Here is a 24,851-nt window from a genome sequence, read left to right as displayed (position 1 = left end):
AAAAGAATCAAATTTTGCAAAGGCTTTCTTAAAATTCTGTATTAGTTTCTCTCTCTTCACAAAAATACTTGTCTAGGCTGGCCCAACACATAAAAAAGAATCTGAAATTTTTTCCAGATTCTTTCGAGACTTTAGTTTTCACCTACTAAAATTGCCATGGTTTCGTATGGCTGCAGGGTCATCACATGGTCAATCTGAGTCTTGCCGTAATTGGATAGGAGAACCTGACCATTTTGATAGTCCGTCAGGATGTCCACGGTAATTGGGTCAGCATAGAAGTTGTTAAGGACTAAAAGTTTTTGTCCTTGCCACTCCCGCTCAAAGGCATAGACCTGAGGACTGTCCTCATAGGCTGGCTGATAGCTGCCCTCTGCGATGATAGGTAGTTCCTTACGCAAGCCAATCAATTTCTGATAAAAGGTAAAAATCGGGCCCTTGATTTCATTTTCCACATTGATGAGAGGATAGGATTTGCCCGCCTTCAGCCATGGAGTTCCTGTTGTAAAACCTGCATTGGCTGAATCATCCCACTGCATAGGCGTCCGAGAATTATCACGAGATTTAGCCTTGATGATCCTGAAGGCTGCTTCTGGCGATTGACCTTCAGCAAGCAGACTCTGGTAAGCATTGAGAGACTCGACATCCACATAATCTTCCATGGAGTCGTAGTCAGGATCCACCATCCCAATCTCCTCACCCATGTAGATATAAGGCGTCCCTCGCGACAGATGAATACTGGCTGCCAACATGGTCGCCCCTTCATTGCGGAAATCCTCTACATCGACAAAGCGATTGAGAGCTCGCGGCTGATCATGGTTGTTCCAAAAGAGGGCTGACCAGCCATCGTGATCACTCATTTCCTTGCCCCAAGTATGGAAGAGGCGTTTTAATTTTTCAAAGTCAAAAGCCTTAAGCGTCCACTTTTGTCCAGCTTCATAGTCCACCTTGAGATGATGGAAATTAAAGGCCATAGATAGCTCCTGCCGGTCTGGTGCCGTGTAAAGAATGCAATTTTCAATCGTCGTAGCACTCATTTCACCAACCGTCATAAAGGAATCGTCCTGACCAAAGGTTGCTTCATTCATCATACGCAGATAGTCATGCACAATTGGCTTATCAGTATAGGCAGGCTTGCCCTCCTGCTCAGGACAGTCCGTCAGCACCTCATCTTTTCCGATAACATTGATGACATCAAAGCGGAAGCCTTTGACGCCTTTATCCCTCCAAAAATTCACCACCTTGAAGAGTTCTTTACGAACATTGGGATTGCGCCAGTTAAGATCGGCTTGAGTCACATCATAAAGATGCAGATAATATTTGCCCGTATCGCCAAATGGCGCCCAGGCACTGCCGCCAAACTTGGACAGCCAGTCCGTCGGCTCATCCCGCAGGATAAAGAAGTCCTGGTAGTAGGAATCCCCAGCCAGTGCCTTTTGGAACCACTCATGTTCAATCGAGCAATGGTTAAGAACCATGTCTAGCATAAAGTCAATACCATGCTGCTGGCCAACCTTGACCATCTCTTCAAAATCTGCCATATCTCCAAAGATAGGGTCAACTGCAGTATAGTCAGAAATATCATAACCATTGTCCCGCTGCGGACTCGGATAGAATGGATTGAGCCAGATCATGTCCACTCCCAGCTCTTTCAAGTAGGGAAGTTTTTCAATAATCCCTCGAAAATCTCCCAAACCATTGCCAGTTGTGTCTTTAAAAGATTTTGGATAAATTTGGTAGACAACCTTTGTTTTATCAAGTGTCATATTTTCTCCTTTTTTGAGAAAAGGGACAGATTTTAAAGCACCGTCCCTTTCTATAAGTCATTTCATTTTTCTTTAAAGTGGCTTAACGTTCATCAACTGACTGCCTCGCTCAACTACCCGAGGAAGTTGTTCAAGCACCTCCACCTGATACTTGTCTGAGTTCGTAATGATGACTGGTGTTTCTGTCACATAGCCCGCTTTCTTGATCATGTCTATATCAAAGGAAATGAGCTTGTCGCCAACCTTAACCTTATCTCCCTGAGACACATAGCCTTCAAAGCCTTTGCCTTCCAGATTAACAGTGTCCATTCCGATATGCATCAGGATTTCAACACCTTCATCTGACAAGATGCCGATGGCATGCTTGGTTGGGAAGAAGACGGTTACTGTACCATTGACTGGCGAAACCAACTCACCTTGGCTAGGAACAATGACAACTCCGCGCCCCATCAAACCTTGTGCAAAGACAGGATCTGTTGCCTGACTCAATTCTTTGACTTCTCCTGCCAGCGGACTAGTAATCGTTACAGGAGCTGATGAATCAGCTGCTTTCACCTCTGGAGATGACTCGGCTTTGGATGGCCCGGCAAATTCAGCCTCTTCCTGAGCTGCAAACTCTGCCTGCAATTCTGGATCTTCCTCTGTCTTCGTCAAGAAGCCTGTCTTGTGGAAAAAGAAAGTCAGGAACATTGGTACAAGGATTGCTACAAGCATAACTCCTGCAAATGGAATCATATATTTTGCCTGGATAGAAAGGATACCTGGTAAACCACCAATACCAATGGCATTTGCTGTTATATTAAAGGTTACAGAAAGCAGACCCGCAATAGACGAACCAATCATTCCCGCAACAAATGGATAAACGTACTTGACATTGACCCCGAAGAGAGCAGGCTCAGTAACACCAAGGTAAGCTGAAATGGTTGCAGGCAGGGAAATTTGCGCTTCCCGCTCATCATGGCGTTTCATAAGGTAATATGCAAATACAGCTGAACCCTGAGCGATATTGGACAGAGCAATCATTGGCCAAAGACCAGTACCACCGGCATCAGCTACCAACTGAGTATCAATGGCATTGGTCATATGGTGAAGACCTGTGATCACAAATGGAGCATAAAGAGCACCAAATACTGCGCCAAAGAGCCATTTAACTGGACCAGTTAAACCTGCAAGAACAACTGTTGAAAGCCCCTGACCGATTGTCCAACCGATAGGACCCAAGACAGTATGAGCCAGAATCAGAGCAGGAATCAATGATAAGAATGGCACAAAAATCATAGACACTACTTCTGGAATATGTTTACGCCAAAAGATTTCCAGATAAGATAGAGATAAACCTGCTAAAAGGGCTGGAATAACCTGAGCTTGGTAACCAACACGATTGACAGTGAAGAAACCGAAATCCCAAACCCAGTCCTTAGCGATTTCAGCTGCTGGTGTCGATGCTACCGAATAAGCATTGAGCAATTGTGGGGACACCAAACAGATTCCCAAGACAATCCCAAGAATTTGGCTAGTTCCCATTTTACGAGAAACAGACCAAGTGATTCCAACTGGCAGGAATTGGAAAATTGCTTCTCCCGGAAGCCACAAGAAATGGTTAATTCCAGACCAGAATTTGGATACCTCTGTGATTGTTTTCCCATCCAACATAGACCAATGCACGCCCTCAAGGACATTTCGGAAGCCAAGGATTAACCCTCCGACAATCAAAGCTGGAATGATCGGGGTGAAAATTTCCGCCAGAGTGGCCATAACCCGCTGAAGGGGATTTTGCTTGCTCTTGGCAGCAGACTTGGCTGCTTCTTTTGATACTCCCTCAATACCTGATACAGCAGTGAAGTCATTGTAAAAGATTGGCACATCATTTCCAATGATGACTTGGAATTGCCCAGCATTTGTAAAAGTTCCCTTGACCACTGGGATTGTCTCAATGGCCTTGACATTGGCCTTTTTATCGTCGCCAAGTACAAAGCGCATCCGCGTTGCACAATGGCTAACTGCTGTGACATTCTCTTTGCCGCCGATTGCATCTAGCAGATCTTTAGCTTCCTTCTCAAATTTTCCCATTTGACTAATGGCTGAATGAGAATCCAGCACTCTCCTTATATTTTTTACGAGTCGGTTTTTCAACACATCTCTACAAATTATTGTAATCGATTCCAAAGATGTATGCAAGTTGTTTGTTGAAAAAAGCCCACTTTTTTGATAAAATTTTCTGGGTTGTATGTAAAAAAGAAAACAAGTGGAGTTTATGATGAAGAAATATAAACAATTATTCAAACAAATTGAGAAAGATATTTTAGACGAGCGTTATGCAGTCGGGGACTTCTTGCCCAGCGAACACCAGCTGACAGAAGACTACCAGGTCAGCCGCGACACTGTTCGCAAGGCTCTGGCGCTGCTGCAAGAAGAAGGATTGATTGAAAAAGTCCGCGGACAGGGTTCCAAAGTCATCAAGCATGAACAGTTTGACTTTCCTGTGTCTAAGCTGACCAGCTATCAAGAAGTAGTCAAGCAGAATAATATGCAGTCCAAAACCAATGTTGTCAGCTTGGAAAAGATTACCGTAGATCAGAAACTGTCCGACATCACTGGTTTCCCTCCCTACCGACTGGTTTGGCGAATCGTCCGTCAGCGCGTTGTAGACCAAGTCGCCTCTGTCTTAGATATTGACTATTTAGACAAGGGAATCGTCCCTGACTTGACAAGGGAAATCGCTGAGCAGTCCATTTATGCCTATTTGGAAAATGACTTAAAACTTAACATTGCCTATGCCAAAAAGGAATTTACCATTGACCACGCCAATGACCGAGACAAGATTCTCATGGACCTAGGCAAGGATCAGCAGGTCGTCTCTGTCAAATCCCAGGTCTATCTGGCAGACGGCCGCCAGTTTCAATATACCGAGAGCCGTCACAAGCTAGACAAATTTCGCTTTGTGGATTTCGCTAAGCGTCAGAAAGAATAACCTTGAGTTCCATCCAGACCACAAAACCACCTCTGCCTTCCAGTTGGCAGAGGTGGTTTCTTTTATGAGTAGTCTAAGGCTGCTTTGTTTTGGAGCGACAAAGAGCCTCAAAATTTCTTTTTACTTGTTTTAGGAGATTTATATGAAAAAATTAGTTAAGGGCTTCTGCTGCTTTTTAAACGTTACTGATTCTTATTACTTCCTTTCTTACTTTTGCGCCTGAGAGAATGTCAATACTTGCTTATCATATAGGCTAACTTTAGATGTCATTGGACTGTCCTCATTTCTATTTTGATGGTATTAGTATAATCCCAGAAACTTAAGACAGACTTATAAAAAACTTGAAGGAAACTTAAAAGGCTGACATTAAATATCACTTTTTCATACTGCATTGATATATGATATTTTTACAGTCTATACTTGAGAATTCTCAGCTTTCCTTCTTTTATAATATTCATCCTCCAATCGGTCTAAGTCTTTCCGATATTTAGCGGTTATTTCTTCCCTCTCTTCACTAAGTTCGTCAAAAAATTTTCTGAAAGACAAATCAAATTGTTCCATATTGTCATTCATCTTACTAACTGCCCGATATATCTCATCAGTTGAATGATTTCTAGAATAGTAAAGCAATTGTTCACTCAATAAATCCGTCTTTCTCCGAGCATCTAATCTCATAGAATCCAGTACTTCTTCAACTTGCTCTATTTTCTTTAATTCTTGCTTATATTTCTCTTCTAGTCTGAATATCTGTTCCATAGCAGACCTCATTTAATAGGGTTTTGCAGATTTGGTTGTGGGATATTTGTTAGATAATTTGTCGCAGCTGTCGCAGCATTCCCAGAAAATCCACCCTTTAGACTGTTATTGAGAGTAGCAGTAGCAAAATCAGACATCTGTAGCTTTTGCTCAGCCAACCAAGCAGCTAAAAGACTAGACTGCGCTGTAACCTTAGATTTCTCCGATTGAATCAGAGCATCGATCATCTCCCGTTCTTGAGCCTTCATTAGTTCAACAAGATTATTATTCGCTGTTAATTCTATTCTTCTGAGATTTACCATAGTTCCTCCTACTTGCTACTAAACTGTATACTTCCTTGACGATCCACTTCTTCGAGTCTATCAGCTGCTTGGCGTATATTAGAACCAAAAATATCCAATTTTTGTTTGTAAGAAGCCGCCTCACTTAGCGTTGCTTCTTCAACCCCACTATCCCAACAAGTCTCCAATGTAAATTGGGACAAGATCGATTCCAACTCATCATCCGATAAATAGATTCTGCTACCATAAGCTATCAATCGGAGTGATGTCACCATGTTTTCAATATTTTGCTTATATTCACTCAATTTTTGCTTGATTAGCTCTTCAAACTCTGCTCCTTGCTGTTCAGCTAAATCCGCAACTGCAGTCACAAGATCTTTTCGCAGATAAACCAGCTGGCTCCCACTAACGCTTGAAAAACCAGACTGAGCCGAAGAAATTGTCTCAATCGCACGATTAATAGCCAATAAGCGCTTATATCTAGCCTCAGATATAAACTCACCGTATATCTTTTTATACTCTTTAACATAGTATTCTTCATCGTGTTTGTCCCAGAAAGGTGACTGTTCGGCTTTAATTTTAGCTGCTTTACGCACCTGCTTCTCCGTCATACCAACAAAGAATTCACCTTTTTTTGCATACCAGTCTAAATCCAGCATATTACCAATCTTGGGCGGAAACTTTTCATAGTATTCTCGAATGAAGTAAGCTTCATCGTGTTTGTCCCAGATAGGGGTTCGCTCAGCTTTGATTTTAGCAGCTGCACGTACCTGATCTGGAGTCATCCCTGATACAAACTCACCCCTCTTAGCATACTTTTCTGTATCAAGTCTATTGCCAACAATATAGAATGCTGCAGGGTTGTGATCTTCTGCAGGGGAATGCAGTCCTTGCGTTCCTTCACGGGAAATAATATTAGCATAAGGAATCCGTCCACCGCTACTATCCATTATGGTCGTATCTTTCGTATTAGCATCATAGGTCGTAACATGTCGATTGATATATGCTAAATCACTGGCAGTAAAATTCCCCTTATCAAGAGCAGCCTGAGCACCCCAGTCTGTATAATTGACGACCATAGGGACGTTATGTTCCGCTGCTATCTTGACAACTGGAGTTGCCGATTGACTAAAGCCACTCATGGCATAAATTCTGACCGGCTGGTTTAGCTTCTTGTCACCTACTTCTGTAATCTTCTGGACACGCTGATAAAAAGCTTCAATATCCTCATACTGAGCTGTCATTCCATCCCCATAAGCACCCCCAAATGCATTGCTGGTTGATGCCCAATGGTCTGAACTGATAGGGTTGGCAAAAACTGGCTGGGTTCCTGCGACTGTCACAATAGTCTGGGAAACAATGGGCTCCCCATTAGCATCCAAGGGAGCTACTGCAATAGCCTGAGTCACCCCCTCCATTCGGTCAATGATTTGAAAATTTTGGCCTGTAGCTTTGTTTTCAATTATCTTTTCTGATGGATTTGTTGCGTAAAATTTTGTATCAGATTGTATACGCTGAATATCCTGGTGGGTTACTCCCATTTACCTACCTCCCGTACATCTACTCGTCTGATTTCTAAATTATAGATAATCTCAGCCTTGGGACTACCTTGGCTATTTTTTTCTACTCCTTTTAGCGATCCTTTTTGTGAATAAGCAGTAATTATAGCATCAGTACTCTTATACGTCTTCAATTTTAGGTGTTCTGGGAGATGTTGATATTGTCCTACTTCAATAGATTCATTTTTTTCATTATATAAATATATAATTTCTGAACCATCATTGACATTAAAATCCAACTCAATTCCAGAAGTCAAAACATAATTAGGAACTAAAGTATCAATAGTTCCATCATTTCTAAGATAGACTTTATTACCATAAGTATCATAAACTACTGGAATTATACGAGCGTGGACAAACCCTTCCCCTCTTCCTCCACTTTTAAAAATAGGAGAAAATTCGATTTTGCTGATACCGCTGTAATGCTCTTTTAGGTAGGTTGCGATTTGTTCTTCATAGAGCTGAAAACCATGCCGGTAGAGATTATCCACTTTCATTCGATCCATATAAAATTTACCTCCTATTACTAGTACAAAAAAACAAAGCAAAGATAAAAGAATAGATTTTGTTCGTTTAGACATACAAACCTCCTTTTCTTTATATATTAATTTTACCACAAAAAAGAAGAACGAATGAAAAGAACTCAATTAATCATATGGAAAATTCTTCGTATGTATCTTTTCCTAAATAAATTAGTGTGTTACTGCCATTCGAAAGCCTCTCTTCCCTGCACTCGCCTAATTTCCAAATTATAGATAATCTCAGCCTTGGGACTGCCTTGACTATTTTTTTCAACTCCTTTTAGAAGTCCTTCATTCACATAGGCCGTCATAACTTCATCCATGATATCATCCTTCTTTAACTTTAATTCTGGAGGCAGGTGCTGATACTGATCAGCTTGTATATATTCTTTCTCATCATTTAACAAATGAATAAACTCGGAGCCACCGTACGCAAAATCTAATTCTAGACCGGAAAATGTTCCATAACGAGGTACTCCAATATCTAGGGGTCTGCCATTTTGGAGATAGGCTTTATTGCCATAATTATCATAAATCACAGGTATAACCCGAGAATGAACGAAGCTTTCTCCCTTTCCTCCACTAATAAAAATCGGAGAAAATTCGATTTTATTGATACCGCTGTAATGCTCTTTTAGGTAGGTTGCGATTTGTTCCTCATAAAGTTGAAAGCCGTGACGATAGAGATTGTCTACTTTCATTCGATCCATATAAAACTTGCCGCCTATCACAAGAACAACAAAAACTATAAAAGAAAAAAGAATAGATTTTGTTCGTTTAGACATTTAAAACTCTCCTCATTCTATCTCAACTTACTAAATTAATCGGTTACTTCCATTTATCCAAGTCCCTTTCATCAATTCGTTGAATTTCTAAATTATAACTAATCTCAACTTTGGGACTACCTTGGTCATTCTTTTCTACATCTTTAAGATATCCCTCATGAGAAAAAGCTTCCATCGATTCATCTGTTGTCTCGTGGTCTACCCATTTCAAATTTTCAGGTAGAGGTTGCCCCCAAATAACACTATTGTGTCTTCTTTTATCATCTCTTAGATTAATAATTTCCGAGCCATCATTAACATTAAAATCCAAATCAGTCCCAAATACCATCTTATAATCCACAAGAACCTTCTCAACAAAACCATCATTTCTGAGATAGACTTTATTTCCATAACTATCATAAACCACTGGAACTACACGGCCTTGTAAAAAACTTTCCCCATTTCCTCCTGTAATAAAAATAGGGGAAAACTCTATTTTACTGATACCGCTGTAATGTTCCTTTAGATAAGTCGCGATTTGTTCCTCATAAAGCTGAAAACCATGCCGGTAAAGATTGTCTATTTTCATTCTATCCATATAAAACTTACCTCCTATTACAAGTACGAAAATGCAAAGCAAAGATAAAAGAATATATTTTACTCGTATAGTCATACAAACCTCCTTTTCTTTCTAGTCCAACTTACTAAATTGGTGGGTTACTTCCATTTGCCTATCTCCCGTACATCTACTCGTCTGATTTCTAAATTATAGACAATCTCAGCCTTGGGACTGCCTTGACTATTTTTTTCAACTGCCTTTAGATGACCCTCACGGGAAAAAGCAGCCATCACTTCATCCGTAAATTCCTCTTTTTGTAATTTTAACTGTTCTGGAAGGTGTTGATATATTTCTGAGCTTACAGACTCGCGTTCATTATTTCGCAGATAGATAATCTCTGACCCGTCATTGACATTAAAGCTTAAGTCAAGACCAGCAAGGGTTCCATAATCTGGCACTGCCATATCTAGCACTCCATCATTTCGTAGATAGACTTTATTTCCATAACTATCATAAACAACTGGGACTATTCGAGCGTTTACAAAACTTTCTCCTCCTCCCCCACTTTTAAAAATCGGAGAAAATTCGATTTTACTGATACCGCTATAATGCTCCTTTAGATAAGTCGCGATTTGTTCCTCATAAAGCTGAAAACCGTGCCGGTAGAGATTGTCCACTTTCATTCGATCCATATAAAACTTACCTCCTATTACAAGTACGAAAATGCAAAGCAAAGATAAAAGAATTGACTTTATTCGTTTTGACATATAATTTTCCTCTTCTTTCTATCCAAACTTACCAAATTCGTGCGTTACTTCCATTCATAAAACTCCCTTCCCTGTATGCGTCTAATTTCTAAATTATAGACAATCTCAGCTTTGGGACTACCTAAGCTATTTTTTTCTACTCCTTTTAAATACCCTTCACGTGAAAAAGCCTCCATCTTTTCATCAGTAATTTCATCCTTATTCAATTTTAATTTATCTGGTAGATTCTGGTAACTTTCTACACTAATAGACTCTTTCTGATTATTACGCAAATATATTATTTCCGAACCGTCATTGACATTAAAGTCTAAATCAATTCCGGCTGTCATTTCATAATCTGCCACACCCATCTTTAAAACACCATCATTGCGCAAATATACTTTATTACCATATGTATCATAAACAACTGGGACTATACGAGCATAGACAAAACCTTCTCCACTTCCTCCACTTTTAAAAATTGGAGAAAATTCGATTTTACTGATACCGCTGTAATGCTCTTTTAGGTAGGTTGCGATTTGTTCTTCATAGAGCTGAAAACCATGCCGGTAGAGATTATCCACTTTCATTCGATCCATATAAAATTTACCTCCTATTACAAGTACGAAAATGCAAAGCAGAGATAAAAGAATAGATTTTAATCGTTTAGTCATACAAAATACCGTGTCTTTCTAAATGTAGTTTACCATAAAAATTGTGTAATCGGAATCTTAAAACCTTTTCTGCAATTTTACTATTGGATCATCTCTAACTCAATGAAACAAACCGCCTTATTACAGCAATCAAAAACAGACCTTCTTTATAAGAAAGCCTGTTTGATTTATAAAGAGTCAACTATTTATTAGCTTCCTCATCTATTTCCACTTGTTCCGAAATTTTAACCTTAACCTTCGTGACACGGCCATTTTTAACCTTGTCATTGGTCAAAATGAGCTGCTTATTCTGACTTTCGACTTCGTAGCTAATGCGTTCCTTCGGATCTGGAATAGTCCCTACACAAGTCAAGTAATAACCAGCAATCGTATCCACATCGTCACTTTCAATTTCAACTTCAAAGTATTCATTAAAGTCATTGAGGGTCATGGTTCCTAAGACAATGTAGGTATTCTCACCGATTTCATGGACTTCGATTTCAGCCTTGTCTGTCTCATCGTCAATCTCACCGACAATCTCCTCCAAGAGGTCTTCCAGTGTAACCAGACCAGCCATACCGCCATACTCATCCAAGAGAATTGCCATTTGATTTTGCGTGTTGCGTAACTCCTTGAGCAAATCATCGACAAACATGGTTTCCGGTACAAAGAGCGGCTCCTGCAGAATCTTGCGCAGAACGATATTATCAAAACCATTGATGAATCCTTCATTGAGCAGTCGCTTGGTATGAATCAGACCGATGACATTGTCCTTATCCCCATCATAGACAGGAATCCGCGAGAAGCTCTGTTTGAGAATGCTTTCGATGATTTCCTTGGTATCGCCCTGAATGTCCACCATAAAAGCATCCGTCCGCGGCACCATTAGTTCACGCGCCATCAGCTCATCCAGAGAGAAAATCCCCTGCAGCATCTCAATCTCGTCCGCATCCAAGGTCTCTTCGCTCTTAGTCAGCATATACTCAATCTCGTCCCGGGTCATCTTTTCGTCTGCATCATCAAACTTCATCGGCGTTATTCGACTCAGCAGGTTGGTTGAAGCTGACAGCAACCAGACGAAGGGGCTGACAATCTTACCAAGAAAAATAATGACTGGTGCAGCCCGTACAGCTAGATTGTCTTTCAGGTTCATGGCAATGCGCTTAGGATAAAGCTCCCCCAAAACAATGGAAATATATGTCAATAAAATCAGGGCTAAGAAAGTTCCGATAGCACGTGCAGTTTCGGAATTTCCCATCCAAGAAGAGAAAAGTTTCCCCAGATTATCCGCAAAGCTGGCCCCAGACAGGATATTGATAACCGTAATCCCAACCTGAATAGTTGATAAGAAGTTATTGGGGCTTTCCAAGACAGCTAAGAGCCGGATATACTTGAGGTCGCCCTCTTCAGCCTTTTGCTCCACACGCGCCCGATTGAGCGATACCATTGCCATCTCAGCAGCTGAGAAAAAGGCATTTAACAAAGTCAATATAAACAGTAGTAAGGCTTGCCATAAAATATTCTGACTGCCAGGGTCTTCCATTGATTCTTTCTCCTCGAAAAGTATAGGTAAATCTGATTATATCATATTTTTAAATTTAGTGCACAGGAAATGAAAATAAGACGGAAGGCCTTCCTTCCGTCTTATTTTCTGGTATCGAGACTCTGGAATTAATCAATTCCGAAACTCATCCTTATTTATTAATAATCCCAAACTCTTCGTTCTTCTTCTGCTGCTGGGCTTCCTTGTGATTATCGTAGAGATTAGCCAAGAACTTAGCGATTTCCTTGAGGATAGAATAGGTCGGGATTGCCACAATCATCCCCAGCACGCCATAGATATTGCTGGATAAGAGCAAGAGCACCATGATGGTAATAGGATGGACCTTCATCACACCACCAACGATTCGGGGATAAAGGATATTGCCATCGACCTGCTGGATAATCAGCATGTAAATCAAGGCCGCCACCATCTTCTGAGGATCCGTAAATGCATAAGTGATGACCATGGGAATCAAGCCGATACTCGGTCCCACATAAGGAATCAGATTAGCCAGACTGGAGAAAATAGCAAAGACCAAAGCATACTTGAGCCCAATCACGCTATAGCCAATATAGGCCAGAGCACCGATAATCAGGGCATCGATTGAAATTCCACTGATATAGCGGGCAACAGTAGCATTGAGATTGGTCAGTAAACTAGAGATATTGAGCTTATCCCGCTTGAGGACTGTCCGCTCCAGCATGGGCAAAAGCTTATGGCCGTCCATGAGGAAGTAAACCAAGAAAATCGGCGTCATAATCAAAATCATCAGCGTATTGACAACTGCTGACAGAACACTTCCCAGACTATTGGTCACACTGTTAAGGATATTTTGCAGAATGTCCACATAAGACAGGTTGAGCTGCTGGATGGTGGACTGGATATTCAGATTCCGAAAGAGCGGATTTTTAGATAATTGATTGACAAAACTTTGAATTTCCCAATAAAGGCCTTGCGTTGAATTAATCAAGCTGCTCAGCTGATTAATCAAAATCGGCAAGAGATAAATAACACCCAAAGCAATCAAACCAAATAAAAGGCTGAGCGTAATCAGAATCCCAATCATTCGGTTGATTTTGAGCTTGTCCTGGAGAAATTTTACCAGTGGATTCGTAATATAGTAAAGAAATCCTCCCACAAGAAAGGGAATCAAGATTGTATTCACAACGCTAACAATCGGGGTTATCATATCCCCCATCTGGCGCCAGATAAAGAAGATAATCGTTAGCAAAAGGACCTCACTGGTCCAAAACATCAGCTTACTTTTATGAAACATTTGACTCCTCCTATCAGTTATTTTACCATAAATTTTGTTATAATAAAGGAGATTTAACGAAAGAAAGAGTAAAAATGGAAAAGATTATCAAACTGGAAAATGTAAGCTTGGATAAACAAGGCCGAACCATCTTAAAAGATCTCAACTGGCAAGTGAAAAAGGGAGAACATTGGGCTATTCTCGGTCTCAACGGTTCTGGAAAGTCTACTCTTCTGCGCCTGCTCATGGCTGAACATTGGAAGACCCAGGGTAAGGTAACAGTTCTCGGTACTGAATTTGGTGCCGACGACATTCCTCAGCTGCGAACTAAGATTGGAGTAGTCGGCTCCTTCATTGCTGAACGCCTGCCCAGCCATCTCACTGCCGAAGAAGTCGTCCTGACAGGCAAGTATAAAAGCAGTATTCTTTACTCTCCTTACGGACAAGCAGAACTGGATCAAGCTAGGGAAATGCTGGCCTCCATTGGCGGGCAAGATTTAATTGGCCGGAGCTACATCAGTCTATCTCAAGGGGAAAAGCAGCTCTTGCTGATTGCGCGCAGTATCATGGAAAAGCCAGAACTGCTTATCTTAGACGAAGCGACCAGTGGTCTAGATCTCTTTGCTCGCGAGCGCCTGCTGGATCAGATTGGTAAGATTACACAGATGGACCAGGCTCCAACCATCCTCTATGTCACCCACCATGTAGAGGAAATCACTGCTGCTATGGATCATGTCCTTCTCCTAAAAGAAGGAGAAATTATAGCCCAAGGTCCTAAAGAAGACATACTTCAAAAAGAGGTCATGGATCGATTTTATCCCCAGCCAGTCGAGCTGATTGAGCTGGGAGAAGATCGCTATTTCGCCAAGGTGGAGGTCAGGTCCTCATGAAGCAATTTTCTAATACCATCTTCAACCTGGGCTACTTCCTGATTCTGACCATGACTGCGATTGCCTTGCTTTTCCTGTCTGGGCAGATTCTGCTGTCCCATACTTACATACCTTTGAGGATTGCTGAAGGGGTACAATTCGTCAGTAATCCTTGGTATTTCTACCCTATACTCTTACTTTTTCTCCTCAGCCTCTTTTTAATCCGGCCCCTATTGGAAAAGGTTCAGACCAAGCATCTTTTTTGGATTCTGTCCCTCATCTTTATAGCAGCAGCGATTTTTCTGATAACGGCCTACGATGGCCGCATCCGAGCTGACGCCAAGCACGTTTTCAATGCAGCGCTGGCCTTTAATCGAGGAGATTACAGCTCGCTGACAACCGTCGGAAGCTACATGTACCGCAATCCCCATCAGCTAGGACTGATGACTCTGGAGCGACTTTATGCTTTTATTTCTCCGACGACTCAGTTTGCCTTTAGCATGAATGTCGGCTGGACTTTACTCAGTCATTTCTTGATTTACAAGATTACTGCCCTGCTCAATGCTAGAGAAATGATTCAGAAATACACGATTCTGCTGACCTTTCTCTTTCTACCACAACTCTTTTTCGTTTTCTTTGTCTACGGTACCATTCCTGGGCTCTTCTTCTGTCTGCTCAGTCTCTATGCTTTTATCAAGCTGGACCAGACAGGAAACCTGCTTTATGCCTTGCTGGGAGCTGCCAGCATCAGTCTGGCCTGCCTCCTGCGCAACAACTACATTATCTTTGCCATTATGCTGATCGGCGTCTACTTCCTGTCCATTTTTTATAAATGGTCTTGGAAGAAACCACTAGTCATCATTCTGATTTTAGCCGGCATCGTTCTTTCAAACAAGGCTCTGACGGCCTACTATGAGCAGATGATTGGGGGCAAGATTGGTGTCGGTACCCCAAAAATTGCCTATATCACTATGGGCCTGCGGGATGATCCCAATCGGCAGACCTTGGGAGGCTGGTACGATGCCTACAATACCAAGATTCTCAAGCGCAACAAGTACGATGAAAATTTGGCAACAGAAATGGCCACTCGGGATTTGAAGGATATCCTGATTCACTTCAGCAAGCATCCTGCTTATGCGCTGAAATTCTTCTACGAAAAGGTCAAGTCTACCTGGACTGAACCGACCTTTCAGTCTATCTGGACTGGACCGCAGATTGAGCGCCAGCAATACATGAAGCCAACTGTCTTGCGCAGCATTTATGAGGAAAGAAAGGGTTATCAGATTGTTAATTTCCTGCTCTTGACCCTGCTAGCCAGTATCTATCTGCTCGCCTGTTTCTTTATTCTACATAAATTTTTCGTCGCCGAGGAAAAGCTGACGCCTTTTGACCTCTATCCCTTCATCTTTCTCTTGGGGGGCGGCCTCTTCCACTTCTTCTGGGAAACCAAGAGCCAGTATGTCTATATCTATGTTCTCCTTCTCATCCCTTCCGCCGCTCAATCCTTAGTCGACCTGAGCGATTGGTGGAAGAACAAAGGAAAAGGGAAATCAACAGACCAGCTTGAGAAAAACCTATAAAACTTGAACACTTGCTAAGAATTTGTTATAATTTTATAGGAACATTAAGTGAGACAAAGTTGAATTTGTAATTAAAATTTTTTGTATTTTGCGAAGGGAGAATAGCGATTTATGTTTTCAATATTAGGTGCAGTATTATTTGGAGTTATAGCAATTATGACAGTTCTTGTTGCTTGCGGTCTGCCTTTGGGCGAATATACAATGGGTGGACAACATAAAATCTTACCTAAAAAATTTAGACTTGCGGCAGTCATTTCGGTGGCTATCCAAATTTTTGCCATGATCATTATTTTGCAAGCTGGAGGTTTGCTTCCTTTGTGGCTGTCTTTTAAGGTGACTAAATATATTTGTTTCTTCTTTGCCGCTTACCTATCCTTGAATACGATTATGAACATGATTTCAAAAAGTAAGAAAGAAAAATATGTTATGACTCCGATTTCACTTGTAGCCGGAATATGTTTTTGGATAACAGCATTTCAGATGTAGTATGTAAGCGAGGAACATCTACAGTGCGTCAAATTGGAATTTGTAGAGGTGAGAAAAATGTAATGGCAACATATTCAACTTAAATCGAAATAGTATAAAATTACGAGGAGATTATAAGATGAACAATTATATAAAATTAAATGAAGATAGATGGAATAATGTAAAAAATGACTATACTGAGCCATTGACACATGAAGAATTAGAAGAAGTTAGAAAACATCCAATTTCTGTTGCATTAACTGTCGGGAAAAAAGTTCCAAAAGAATGGTTTGAAAAAGCAAACGGAAAAAAGATATTAGGTTTAGCTTGTGGTGGTGGACAGCAGGGGCCAGTTTTTGCTATAAAAGGTTATGATGTAACCATAATGGATTTTTCTAAATCACAATTACAAAGAGATGATATGGTTGCTAAAAGAGAAGGCTTAAAAATCAACACAGTTCAAGGCGATATGACAAAACCATTTCCATTTGAAAATGAAACTTTTGATATTATTTTTAATCCGGTTTCAAATGTATATATAGAAGATTTAGAAAACATGTATAAAGAAGCCTCTCGAGTATTGAAAAAGGGTGGACTATTAATGGTCGGATTTATGAACCCTTGGATATACATGTACGATGCTGACATTGTATGGGACAAACCCGATGAAGAATTACTTTTAAAGTTTTCAATACCTTTTAATTCAAAAGAGCTTGAAGAGGAAGGCAAAATAACCATAAATCCAGAATATGGATATGAATTTAGCCATACCTTAGAAACTCAGATTAGAGGACAACTTAAAAATGGTCTCGCTATGATAGATTTTTATGAATCATGTGATAAAAGACATAGATTATCACGTTATGGAAATGACTATATAGCTACACTCTGCATCAAACTATAATATTATAGAAAACACTTAAGGAGAATAGCCCATTTTATTTTCCTTAAGGCTTAAAATCTAAAAATCCCAGTTTGTCTAATTGAATCAAAGAATGTTTAAAACAGTAAATCAAAAAGTTTTACTGTTTTTTGCTCATTTTTCCAAAATAAAAGAGTCAGTAATTTTTGAATCAAGAAAATCGCAATAACTGGAATAAAGCAACCCTAACAAGCATTTTGAAAAGGCAAGAGTATTGATGAGATGTAGTCAACTTCAAAACCGAAATTCTATATTAAATGGAAAGAGCTAAAAGTGTTAGAAATTGTTTAGAGACACTAGTAAAAGAAAATAGAAGACCAACACAGGTTAAGAAGCAAGAGCTAGGGCTCTAACATTAAGTAAATATATGATATAATAGTAAAAATGTTTAGGGAAGCGAATTAGAATGTACAGAGCAAAGGGGATGACAAATGTTGAAGCAGAAAACAAAGACGAGCGCAGTTATATTAGCACTGTTAGCAGCTGGATTTTATGCAATTAACACGCCATTTTCAAAAGTTCTTTTGAATAATGTTACACCAACTTTTATTGCCGCTTTTCTTTATCTTGGTGCTGGTCTTGGCGTTGGAATAATGTATTTATTTCACATAAAAAAAGAGAAAAAATCAGAGAGACTTACAAAGCAGGATTTACCCTATACAATCGGAATGATTGGATTAGATATAGCCGCCCCTATATTTTTAATGATAGGTATAAAAATGGGAACAGCATCTAATGCGTCACTCCTTGGTAATTTTGAAATTGTGGCGACTGCGTTAATGGCGTTACTGTTTTTCAAGGAGAAGGTATCAAGAAAGCTGTGGATTGCCATTGGATTTATTACGCTATCTAGTATTGTTTTGTCATTTGAGGGAAGTGATAGTTTCCAGTTTTCTATAGGTTCTTTTTTTGTGATACTGGCAACCTGTTGCTGGGGACTTGAGAATAACTGTACAAGAAAGATGTCAGATAAAAGCACATATGAGATTGTTTTGCTAAAAGGCATTTTTTCTGGCGGAGGTGCATTTACTATTGCATTGGTACTTGGCGAAAAGATTCCAGAAATGAAATACATTGCCGAAGTTATGCTATTAGGATTTGTAGCATACGGATTAAGTATTTTTCTTTATATAAGAGCGCAAAGAGACTTAGGTGCAGCTAAGACAAGTTCTTTTTATGCTGTAGCACCGTTTGTGGGATCATTTTTAGCCTTTGCAGTAAATGGAGAAAAATTGGCTCTAGAATATTTTATAGGGCTGGCTCTGATGTTGCTAGGAACGGTATTTGTAGTATATGACACTATGGTAAAGCATCATCTTCATGAGCATAAGCATACGATTGTTCATACACATAACGGCGTGACTCATACTCATGTAATCACTCATGAACATGAGCATAAGCACTTCGGTAATGAGGAGAGACATAATCACAAACACGAAGATTATATAAATAGCCAGGAACATAAATTGGCTCATGCGAATGGATTATAAATACCAGTTTGTCTAATTGAATAGAAGAATTTTTAAAGCAGTAAATCACAAAGGTTTACTGCTTTTTTGCTCATTTTGAGAAGTCATAACCACCCGTGAAAACGGGATTTCACCTTGTTCTAAAACTGCCATCTGAGAACGGTTTGACACTTAACTTATCAAAGACAAGGTCATTTTTTCCCAATCACGTATATTAGAAACTATCTTTTCATTTAGGCCAACGATATTCACATAGTCCCCTCTCCCCCAAAACTTTCGATTGTCATAATATAACCCCTCTTGTTTTTCAATCTGAACAGGAGGGGTTGTTTTGAATGGAAATGAATAAGACTTAGTTTCGTGTTATTAGCATTTTCATCACTTCATTTTAATCGTAATCAGCATACCTCCACCAAGCTATTGTTGCGATAAGACCTAGAATACTTGCCCCAAATAAACTGACAATGCTACCAAAATTCAATAATGCTTTTCCTGCAATACCACTTGCGAGTGCAGGAATCGCCCATGGAATATACTTCCCAAAGTTAAGAGCAGAACCAAGCTGAGAAAAAATAATAGTAAAAATGATAAATGCCAATGGAGACAAATAGCCCCGGCCTAAACAAGCAAAAAAAGCTACTGGAGTAGAGAGTATGATCGTAAGAGTAGTACAAAAACCAAAAGTAAGTATACCTTTGAAAATCACCGTTAAGTTCCCACCATCAAGTCCAATCAGATTGCCAGCTAATAATCCCAATAAAAGTGCAAAAATTGATAGAATATAGCTCCATAGAGCGATAACGATAAACTTGGATAATACGATTGTATCTCTTCTTATCGGGAGTGCTAATAGGTCTATCATAGTTTTATCAGAATATTCTCTACCAAAAACCCAAGATGCTGTAAATCCAAAAATGAGCAATCCCCCAACAGAAATGACTTGTGATATGGTCATTAAGTATGACGACCAGTCTGTTATCTTCATCATTTCCATTTTTGCAGAAATCAAACCAAGATTTTTGAAATTCTCTGGATATTTCATCATAGTTGCAAACAACCCAACAATAAAAGGAACTAAACAGATAGAACAAGCAGTTACGATGGAAAGTTTTGATTTTATTAACTTTCTCCATTCAATTAAAATACAGGAACTAAGCTTTTTCATTCGAAACACCTCTATTATAGTCATTCAGTATCCTTAAGAAATAATGCTCTAAATCTTCTTTCTCAACAGTCAGCGATTTGGGCGGATAACCTGCATTAACCAGCAATGTAGCAATTTCTTCCGGATATTCCACAGATTTTTTATCAATTAGTTCTAAGAAATCGATATTATTTTCTGTGTCTGATTGAATGTTCACCTGATAGCCATGGTTAGATAATACTTCTTTCATGGCCTTATTATTAGAGCCACTTACTAGTAACTTCTTTTCTAAGTACTGTTCTAATTCATTACTTTCAACTTCTCTTATAAGTCTGCCCTCATGTATAATGACTATTCTAGTAGCAATTTTAGATATTTCTTCCAGATTATGACTTGAAATAAGAACAGTTGTACCTAGATTATTCGCCAATTCCTTTAATAGCTCTCTCACTTCAATAACTCCAAAAGGATCTAATCCATTTGTTGGCTCATCAAGAATTAGGATTTTAGGTTTATGAATAATCGCTTTTGCAATTCCTAAACGCGCAACATTTCCTAAAGAAAGATGCTTCTCCTGTTTATGTTCATATTGCTTTAGTTTTAATTTTTCAATTACCCAGTCAATATTATCTCTATTAACCCCTCTTAATTTACTAACGATTTCTAAATTTTCTCTCACAGTTAAGTCTGGATAAGAATAAGGTGTCTCAATAATATAACCTATTTCATTTCGAAGTTCTAAATTATTCAGATCTAACTTTTTTCCTTGGATATAACATTCTCCTGATGTAGATTTTATCAATCCTAACATCATTCTCATCGTTGTTGTTTTCCCTGCACCATTCAGTCCTAAAAAACCTACTATTTCACCACTTTTTATTGATAGATTCAAGTTGTTGACAACATTTTTTGTTCCATATCTTTTAGAAAGGTTTGCAGTTCTAATTGCTTCTTTCACCATTACCTATCCTCCTTAGTAATTTGCTCAACAATTCCTTGTATGACTAACTTCAATGTAGTATCAAATTGTTCTTCACCGATTTCCTCGATGTGTAATATAGTCATAGCAATCGTTCTAAATAAAGCAGAGACGATTTCTACCGATACATTTTCTCTAATATTGATTCGGGATACAATTTTTTTAACCATCCTATCATCTATCAGATGATGATTTGTTATCGCCTCTTTTGGCAATTTTCTTACGAGTAATTCCATTTCATGATTTTTGAATATGGTATACATAAATGAATAGCGAAAATCTTGATAAAAATCATAAAGTAACTGTACCAGACGATTTGTATCTATCTTGACTTCCATACCTAATTGTTCTGTCAGGCGATCCATAACACCTATTTGATATTCTTCTAAGACCGCAAAAAATAACATTTCTTTTGAGGAATAAAAATTATAAAAAGAACCTTTGGAAATATCTACCATTGCTGCCATCTGGTCAACTGTGGTTTTCTTAACCCCATATCTTTGAAGGCATTCCTTTGCAACTTTATGTAATTTCTTTCTAATTACTTCTTTTTCTTCAGCAGTAAAAGCAGTAGCCATAACTTCCTCCTAAAAACACTGTGACGTTTTTTGTTTTTACAGTCATAGATTATCATATAAACTGAAAAATGTCAAAAGTCTTATATCTTCTTTGTAAGAAAATATAAGACTTTAAATTTACACACATCATAATTCTCTTATTTTAGACCTAATTATTCGATTTTCACGATTTAAAAAAATAAAGATACAGTACTGAAAGCTCCTATTATCTGGCTTTTCTCTCTGTATCCTTATTGTATCTCAACTTCCTTCTCTCAATTTCTCAATCATGACCAAGAAAGGCGGATTATTGATCTGGTTGATGGTCTTGTAGAGGGCAACGGTGAAGTCCTGCTGGGGTAGCTGAGTGACAAAGTCAAGCACCGCATCTTTTTCAACTTCGCCACCTTCATGCCCATAGTAAATCATGATAGCTGCACGGCCGCCTTTTTCTAAGCCTCGGCAGACCTTTTCCAAAGCTTCCAGCGTCGTATCAGGTCGAGTAATGACAGACTTGTCCGCCGAAGGCAGGTAGCCAAGATTAAAAATAGCTGCCTTGAAATGGTCCGTGTATTGGTCCATAGTCTCATGCCCAGACAAGATTAGCTGAACATTGTCCAAGCCAGCTTCTGCCAAGCGCTGGCGAGTCTTTTCCACAGCCTGCTTCTGAATGTCAAAAGCATAGACCTGCTTGGCCAATTGAGCCAGAAAGAGGGTGTCATGTCCGTTGCCCATAGTAGCATCCACAGCAACATCTTCCTTGGTCACGACCTCTGCCAAAAAGGCATGGGCCATCTGTAAGGGTCTTAACATACGAATCTCTGCTCCTTTGCTTTACAGCCTTGCTTGCTGCCACGACGACGCATTTCTGCCTCGATGGCATTGAGAACTTCCCATTTATTGAGGCTCCACATAGGGCCAATCAACATATCTCGCGGGGCATCCCCTGTGATGCGGTGGATGACGATATGCTCGGGGATAATCTCCAGTTGGTCGCAGACGATGGAGATATATTCCTTCTGACTGAGCAGCTGTAGTCGCCCTTCATGGTAATCCCGCTGCATACGGGTATTAGTCATCAAGTGAAGCAAGTGGAGCTTAATCCCCTGAATGTCATTATCCGTCACACAGCGGCGGACATTCTCTAGCATCATCTCATGGGTTTCACCCGGCAGGCCGTTAATCAAGTGAGAGACAATCTCCGCCTTGGGAGCCAGCTTTCGGACTCGCTGGACCGTCTCCACATAGAGCTCATAAGAATGGGCACGATTGATGAGGTCCGAGGTCTCCTCATAGGTAGTCTGAAGGCCCAGCTCCACGGTCACATGCATGCGCTCAGAGAGATCAGCCAAGTAGGCGATGGTCTCATCTGGCAAACAGTCCGGTCGAGTCCCGATATTGAGTCCAACGACACCTGGTTCGTTAATGGCCTGCTCATAACGCTCACGAATCACTTCAAGCTTCTCATGAGTATTAGTGAAGTTCTGGAAATAGACCAGATACTTGCGAACATCTGGCCACTTGCGGTGCATAAAGTCAATTTCCTTATAGAACTGCTCGCGAATGGGCGCATCTGGTGCCACAATGGCATCACCCGAGCCCGAAACGGTACAAAAGGTACAGCCTCCATGCGCCACGGTACCGTCCCTATTGGGACAGTCAAAGCCCGCATCAATAGGCACCTTAAAAGTCTTTTCTCCAAAAAGTTTGCGATAATAATCATTCAAAGAATTGTAAGATTTCATACCTTTCATTCTACCACAAAAAAGTGTATAGAAACAAACATTCCCTCTTTCACAAGGAAAGAAGGAAATCATCGCTCCCACTGATAACGCTTGAGGTCCACACAGCCATTAGCCTTCAAGTCCACTCCCTCCGCCCAGAGCAAGTGTCTCTGGTCTTCCCAGCCAGGTGTGAGGCGCCCTGCTGCATTGACTACCCGATGGCAAGGATGTATACCGCCATAAAGTTCCGACTGACTGAGAATCTTTCCAACCAAGCGGGCGTTTTTAGGCCGCCCAATCAAACGGGCAATCTGGCCATAAGTCGCCACGCTCCCAGAGGGAATACTATCAACAAGAGCTAAAACTGACTGTATGATTTCTTGATTCAAATTGGACATTCTGACCTCCAAATCTTGTTTGCTCCTATCTTAAAGAAAGAGATTTTCTTTGTCAAGACAAAAAGGCCAGCAAAACCAACCTTTCTCATCTATATTTATTTCTGCTTTCCCTTGAAACGCCACTGAAAACGCAGCTTATCATAAAAGGGAAATTCGATATTGAGAATGGAAAAGCCCATCAAGGCTCCTCCGATAACATCTGTCGGATAGTGCACGCCCAGATATACTCTGGAGGCCATAACAGTGAAGATATAGACCAGGAGCAGGCCTTGTACCAAGCGCTTTATTTTTTGGTTTTGAATCCGTTGCTGGACGATAATAATCAAGCTTCCTACAACAAGGGCTGTCGCCATGGAATGTCCACTCGGGAAAGAGTAACCGCCCTCTTCGACCAAATGCAGGATACTAGGGCGACTTCTGTGGTAAACGAGTTTAATCAGCTTAATCAAAATCCCATGCAAGACCAAATTTCCAGCTAGCAAGGCAGCTTCTAGCTTCCATTTTTTATACAGGAAAAACAGGACAAGAGCTGAAACCCAGATGATAATCCCCATCGGATCAATCGCACTGGTCACTAGTTTGAAAAATGTCGTCACAGCTGCAGGCAAATCTCCCCGCAGCCAGGTCTGAATCGGGGTGTCAAAGTGGGTCAGCTGGTCAGGATAAAATTTGACCATATAGCCTAATATGACGAAAAGTAAAAGGGCAAAAGAGCCCTTTGTTAGATAAGATTGTTTATTTTTCATAGCGTTTTAGGACGGGCTGCAAGAGCGTGTAAATTAGCCAAAAGACGAGAGCCCAGATTACTCCTTCTAATAGGTTAAAGGGGACAATCATGGTCAGCAGATACTTGGAAAGACCAAATACTTTATTGATATCAAAACCAGCAAACCTCGCATAGAGAGGCACTGCGTAGATAAAATTTAGAACAATCATAGTGATCGTAAGACCAAGCGTTGCTGCCAAGGAAGCCTTCACATAGCTAGATAAGCTCTTTCTTTTTTTCCATAAGAGGGAAAAAGCACAGACAAAGACAGCTACCGCCAGCATATTCATGGGGAGACCGATAAGAGTGTCTACGCCATGATTATTCAAAGCCAGCTTTAAGACAGAGCGAATAAAGAGCACTGCCAGAGAGCTTTTTAAATCCAAGACCACCAAAGCCAGTAAAATCGGAATAATTGAAAAATCCAACTTTAGAAATTCGGTTATCAAGGGAATCTCATAAAGCATGAGTAGAAATGATAGTGCAGATAAAACTGCTACAATCGCCAACTTACGAGTATTTGTCATCACAGGTTCCTCCAATTTATAAAAATTAGAGAAGCCGGAAAGGCCACTGAAAAAAGCTTGTCAGCTAATGATTATTTAGT

Annotated in this window: 26 protein-coding genes; 6 read left to right on the top strand and 20 right to left on the bottom strand. The window is 40.1% G+C overall.

Features of this window, described 5'->3' with window-relative positions; genetic code table 11:
- Window positions 1-131: 131 nt before the first annotated feature.
- Together treC and treP are read right to left on the bottom strand one after the other, a co-directional pair.
- Window positions 132-1,763, bottom strand: coding sequence for an alpha,alpha-phosphotrehalase (gene treC, locus RWX26_RS01710; RefSeq protein ID WP_314578556.1), 1,632 nt, complete (start codon window positions 1,761-1,763; stop codon window positions 132-134).
- A 72-nt stretch (window positions 1,764-1,835) separates the two neighbouring features.
- Window positions 1,836-3,833 carry a PTS system trehalose-specific EIIBC component gene (treP, locus tag RWX26_RS01705; RefSeq protein WP_314578821.1) on the bottom strand — a complete coding sequence of 666 codons (1,998 nt, stop codon included), beginning with the start codon at window positions 3,831-3,833 and terminating at the stop codon, window positions 1,836-1,838.
- Window positions 3,834-4,020: 187 nt separating this feature from the next.
- Between treP and treR the strand changes: the two genes are divergently transcribed.
- Complete coding sequence (treR, locus tag RWX26_RS01700) at window positions 4,021-4,734, top strand: trehalose operon repressor (protein WP_032911868.1); 714 nt, start codon at window positions 4,021-4,023, stop codon at window positions 4,732-4,734.
- Window positions 4,735-5,148: 414 nt separating this feature from the next.
- Here the strand turns inward: treR and RWX26_RS01695 are convergent, their stop codons facing one another.
- The 10 genes from RWX26_RS01695 to RWX26_RS01650 form a co-directional block, all read right to left on the bottom strand.
- Window positions 5,149-5,490: a hypothetical protein gene (locus RWX26_RS01695; protein WP_314578553.1), complete on the bottom strand. Its 342-nt coding sequence runs from the start codon at window positions 5,488-5,490 to the stop codon at window positions 5,149-5,151.
- Between the two features lie 8 nt (window positions 5,491-5,498).
- Complete coding sequence (locus tag RWX26_RS01690; protein WP_002914579.1) at window positions 5,499-5,792, bottom strand: hypothetical protein; 294 nt, start codon at window positions 5,790-5,792, stop codon at window positions 5,499-5,501.
- Between the two features lie 8 nt (window positions 5,793-5,800).
- On the bottom strand, window positions 5,801-7,312 hold the full coding sequence (locus RWX26_RS01685; RefSeq protein ID WP_314578548.1) for a hypothetical protein: 1,512 nt from the start codon (window positions 7,310-7,312) through the stop codon (window positions 5,801-5,803).
- On the bottom strand, window positions 7,303-7,911 hold the full coding sequence (locus RWX26_RS01680; RefSeq protein ID WP_314578543.1) for a hypothetical protein: 609 nt from the start codon (window positions 7,909-7,911) through the stop codon (window positions 7,303-7,305). Before RWX26_RS01680 ends, RWX26_RS01685 begins: the two co-directional genes overlap by 10 nt.
- A 119-nt stretch (window positions 7,912-8,030) precedes the next feature.
- Entirely contained in the window at window positions 8,031-8,636 is a 606-nt protein-coding gene (locus tag RWX26_RS01675; RefSeq protein WP_314578541.1) for a hypothetical protein, read from the bottom strand.
- A gap of 43 nt (window positions 8,637-8,679) precedes the next feature.
- Entirely contained in the window at window positions 8,680-9,288 is a 609-nt protein-coding gene (locus RWX26_RS01670; RefSeq protein WP_314578539.1) for a hypothetical protein, read from the bottom strand.
- A 44-nt stretch (window positions 9,289-9,332) separates the two neighbouring features.
- The gene (locus RWX26_RS01665; protein ID WP_314578536.1) at window positions 9,333-9,941 is read right to left on the bottom strand and encodes a hypothetical protein; all 609 of its coding nucleotides are present in this window, start codon (window positions 9,939-9,941) and stop codon (window positions 9,333-9,335) included.
- Between the two features lie 44 nt (window positions 9,942-9,985).
- Window positions 9,986-10,594 carry a hypothetical protein gene (locus RWX26_RS01660; protein WP_314578533.1) on the bottom strand — a complete coding sequence of 203 codons (609 nt, stop codon included), beginning with the start codon at window positions 10,592-10,594 and terminating at the stop codon, window positions 9,986-9,988.
- 181 nt (window positions 10,595-10,775) lie between these two features.
- Entirely contained in the window at window positions 10,776-12,116 is a 1,341-nt protein-coding gene (locus tag RWX26_RS01655; RefSeq protein WP_314578530.1) for a hemolysin family protein, read from the bottom strand.
- A gap of 151 nt (window positions 12,117-12,267) precedes the next feature.
- Entirely contained in the window at window positions 12,268-13,392 is a 1,125-nt protein-coding gene (locus RWX26_RS01650) for an AI-2E family transporter (protein WP_002894636.1), read from the bottom strand.
- Between the two features lie 74 nt (window positions 13,393-13,466).
- On the opposite strand from RWX26_RS01650, the gene RWX26_RS01645 reads away from it, so the two are divergent.
- The 5 genes from RWX26_RS01645 (at window position 13,467) to RWX26_RS01625 (ending at window position 18,697) form a co-directional block, all read left to right on the top strand.
- The gene (locus RWX26_RS01645) at window positions 13,467-14,261 is read left to right on the top strand and encodes an ABC transporter ATP-binding protein (protein ID WP_314578528.1); all 795 of its coding nucleotides are present in this window, start codon (window positions 13,467-13,469) and stop codon (window positions 14,259-14,261) included.
- The gene (locus RWX26_RS01640) at window positions 14,258-15,820 is read left to right on the top strand and encodes a beta-carotene 15,15'-monooxygenase (protein WP_314578526.1); all 1,563 of its coding nucleotides are present in this window, start codon (window positions 14,258-14,260) and stop codon (window positions 15,818-15,820) included. Before RWX26_RS01645 ends, RWX26_RS01640 begins: the two co-directional genes overlap by 4 nt.
- Window positions 15,821-15,931: 111 nt before the next feature.
- Complete coding sequence (locus RWX26_RS01635; protein WP_002931360.1) at window positions 15,932-16,306, top strand: hypothetical protein; 375 nt, start codon at window positions 15,932-15,934, stop codon at window positions 16,304-16,306.
- Window positions 16,307-16,424: 118 nt separating this feature from the next.
- Window positions 16,425-17,189, top strand: a complete 765-nt coding sequence (locus tag RWX26_RS01630; protein ID WP_314578524.1) for a class I SAM-dependent methyltransferase — start codon at window positions 16,425-16,427, stop codon at window positions 17,187-17,189.
- A gap of 449 nt (window positions 17,190-17,638) precedes the next feature.
- Window positions 17,639-18,697, top strand: coding sequence for a DMT family transporter (locus RWX26_RS01625; RefSeq protein WP_002894631.1), 1,059 nt, complete (start codon window positions 17,639-17,641; stop codon window positions 18,695-18,697).
- A 367-nt stretch (window positions 18,698-19,064) separates the two neighbouring features.
- On the opposite strand, the gene RWX26_RS01620 is transcribed toward RWX26_RS01625, so the two are convergent.
- From RWX26_RS01620 to RWX26_RS01585, 8 genes are all read right to left on the bottom strand, one after another.
- Window positions 19,065-19,841, bottom strand: a complete 777-nt coding sequence (locus RWX26_RS01620; protein ID WP_314578521.1) for an ABC transporter permease — start codon at window positions 19,839-19,841, stop codon at window positions 19,065-19,067.
- Window positions 19,828-20,781, bottom strand: a complete 954-nt coding sequence (locus tag RWX26_RS01615) for an ABC transporter ATP-binding protein (RefSeq protein WP_314578518.1) — start codon at window positions 20,779-20,781, stop codon at window positions 19,828-19,830. The genes RWX26_RS01620 and RWX26_RS01615 overlap by 14 nt, the downstream gene beginning before the upstream one ends.
- Window positions 20,781-21,377, bottom strand: coding sequence for a TetR/AcrR family transcriptional regulator (locus RWX26_RS01610; protein ID WP_399558156.1), 597 nt, complete (start codon window positions 21,375-21,377; stop codon window positions 20,781-20,783). The genes RWX26_RS01615 and RWX26_RS01610 overlap by 1 nt, the downstream gene beginning before the upstream one ends.
- A 240-nt stretch (window positions 21,378-21,617) precedes the next feature.
- The gene (locus RWX26_RS01605; RefSeq protein WP_314578516.1) at window positions 21,618-22,169 is read right to left on the bottom strand and encodes a class I SAM-dependent methyltransferase; all 552 of its coding nucleotides are present in this window, start codon (window positions 22,167-22,169) and stop codon (window positions 21,618-21,620) included.
- Window positions 22,163-23,110: a TIGR01212 family radical SAM protein gene (locus tag RWX26_RS01600; RefSeq protein WP_314578514.1), complete on the bottom strand. Its 948-nt coding sequence runs from the start codon at window positions 23,108-23,110 to the stop codon at window positions 22,163-22,165. Before RWX26_RS01600 ends, RWX26_RS01605 begins: the two co-directional genes overlap by 7 nt.
- 59 nt (window positions 23,111-23,169) lie before the next feature.
- Window positions 23,170-23,478 (bottom strand): methylated-DNA--[protein]-cysteine S-methyltransferase, encoded by a 309-nt coding sequence (locus RWX26_RS01595; protein ID WP_314578512.1) that lies wholly within the window; start codon window positions 23,476-23,478, stop codon window positions 23,170-23,172.
- Window positions 23,479-23,573: 95 nt separating this feature from the next.
- Complete coding sequence (locus RWX26_RS01590; RefSeq protein ID WP_314578510.1) at window positions 23,574-24,224, bottom strand: phosphatase PAP2 family protein; 651 nt, start codon at window positions 24,222-24,224, stop codon at window positions 23,574-23,576.
- Window positions 24,214-24,771 (bottom strand): ECF transporter S component, encoded by a 558-nt coding sequence (locus RWX26_RS01585; protein WP_314578818.1) that lies wholly within the window; start codon window positions 24,769-24,771, stop codon window positions 24,214-24,216. The genes RWX26_RS01590 and RWX26_RS01585 overlap by 11 nt, the downstream gene beginning before the upstream one ends.
- Between the last annotated feature and the right edge of the window lie 80 nt (window positions 24,772-24,851).

Origin of the sequence: uncultured Streptococcus sp. (assembly GCF_963536705.1) — a bacterium.
Lineage (GTDB): Bacteria > Bacillota > Bacilli > Lactobacillales > Streptococcaceae > Streptococcus.
The sequence above is the reverse complement of the archived record's forward strand: the minus strand, read 5'-3'. Positions and strand labels throughout refer to the sequence as shown.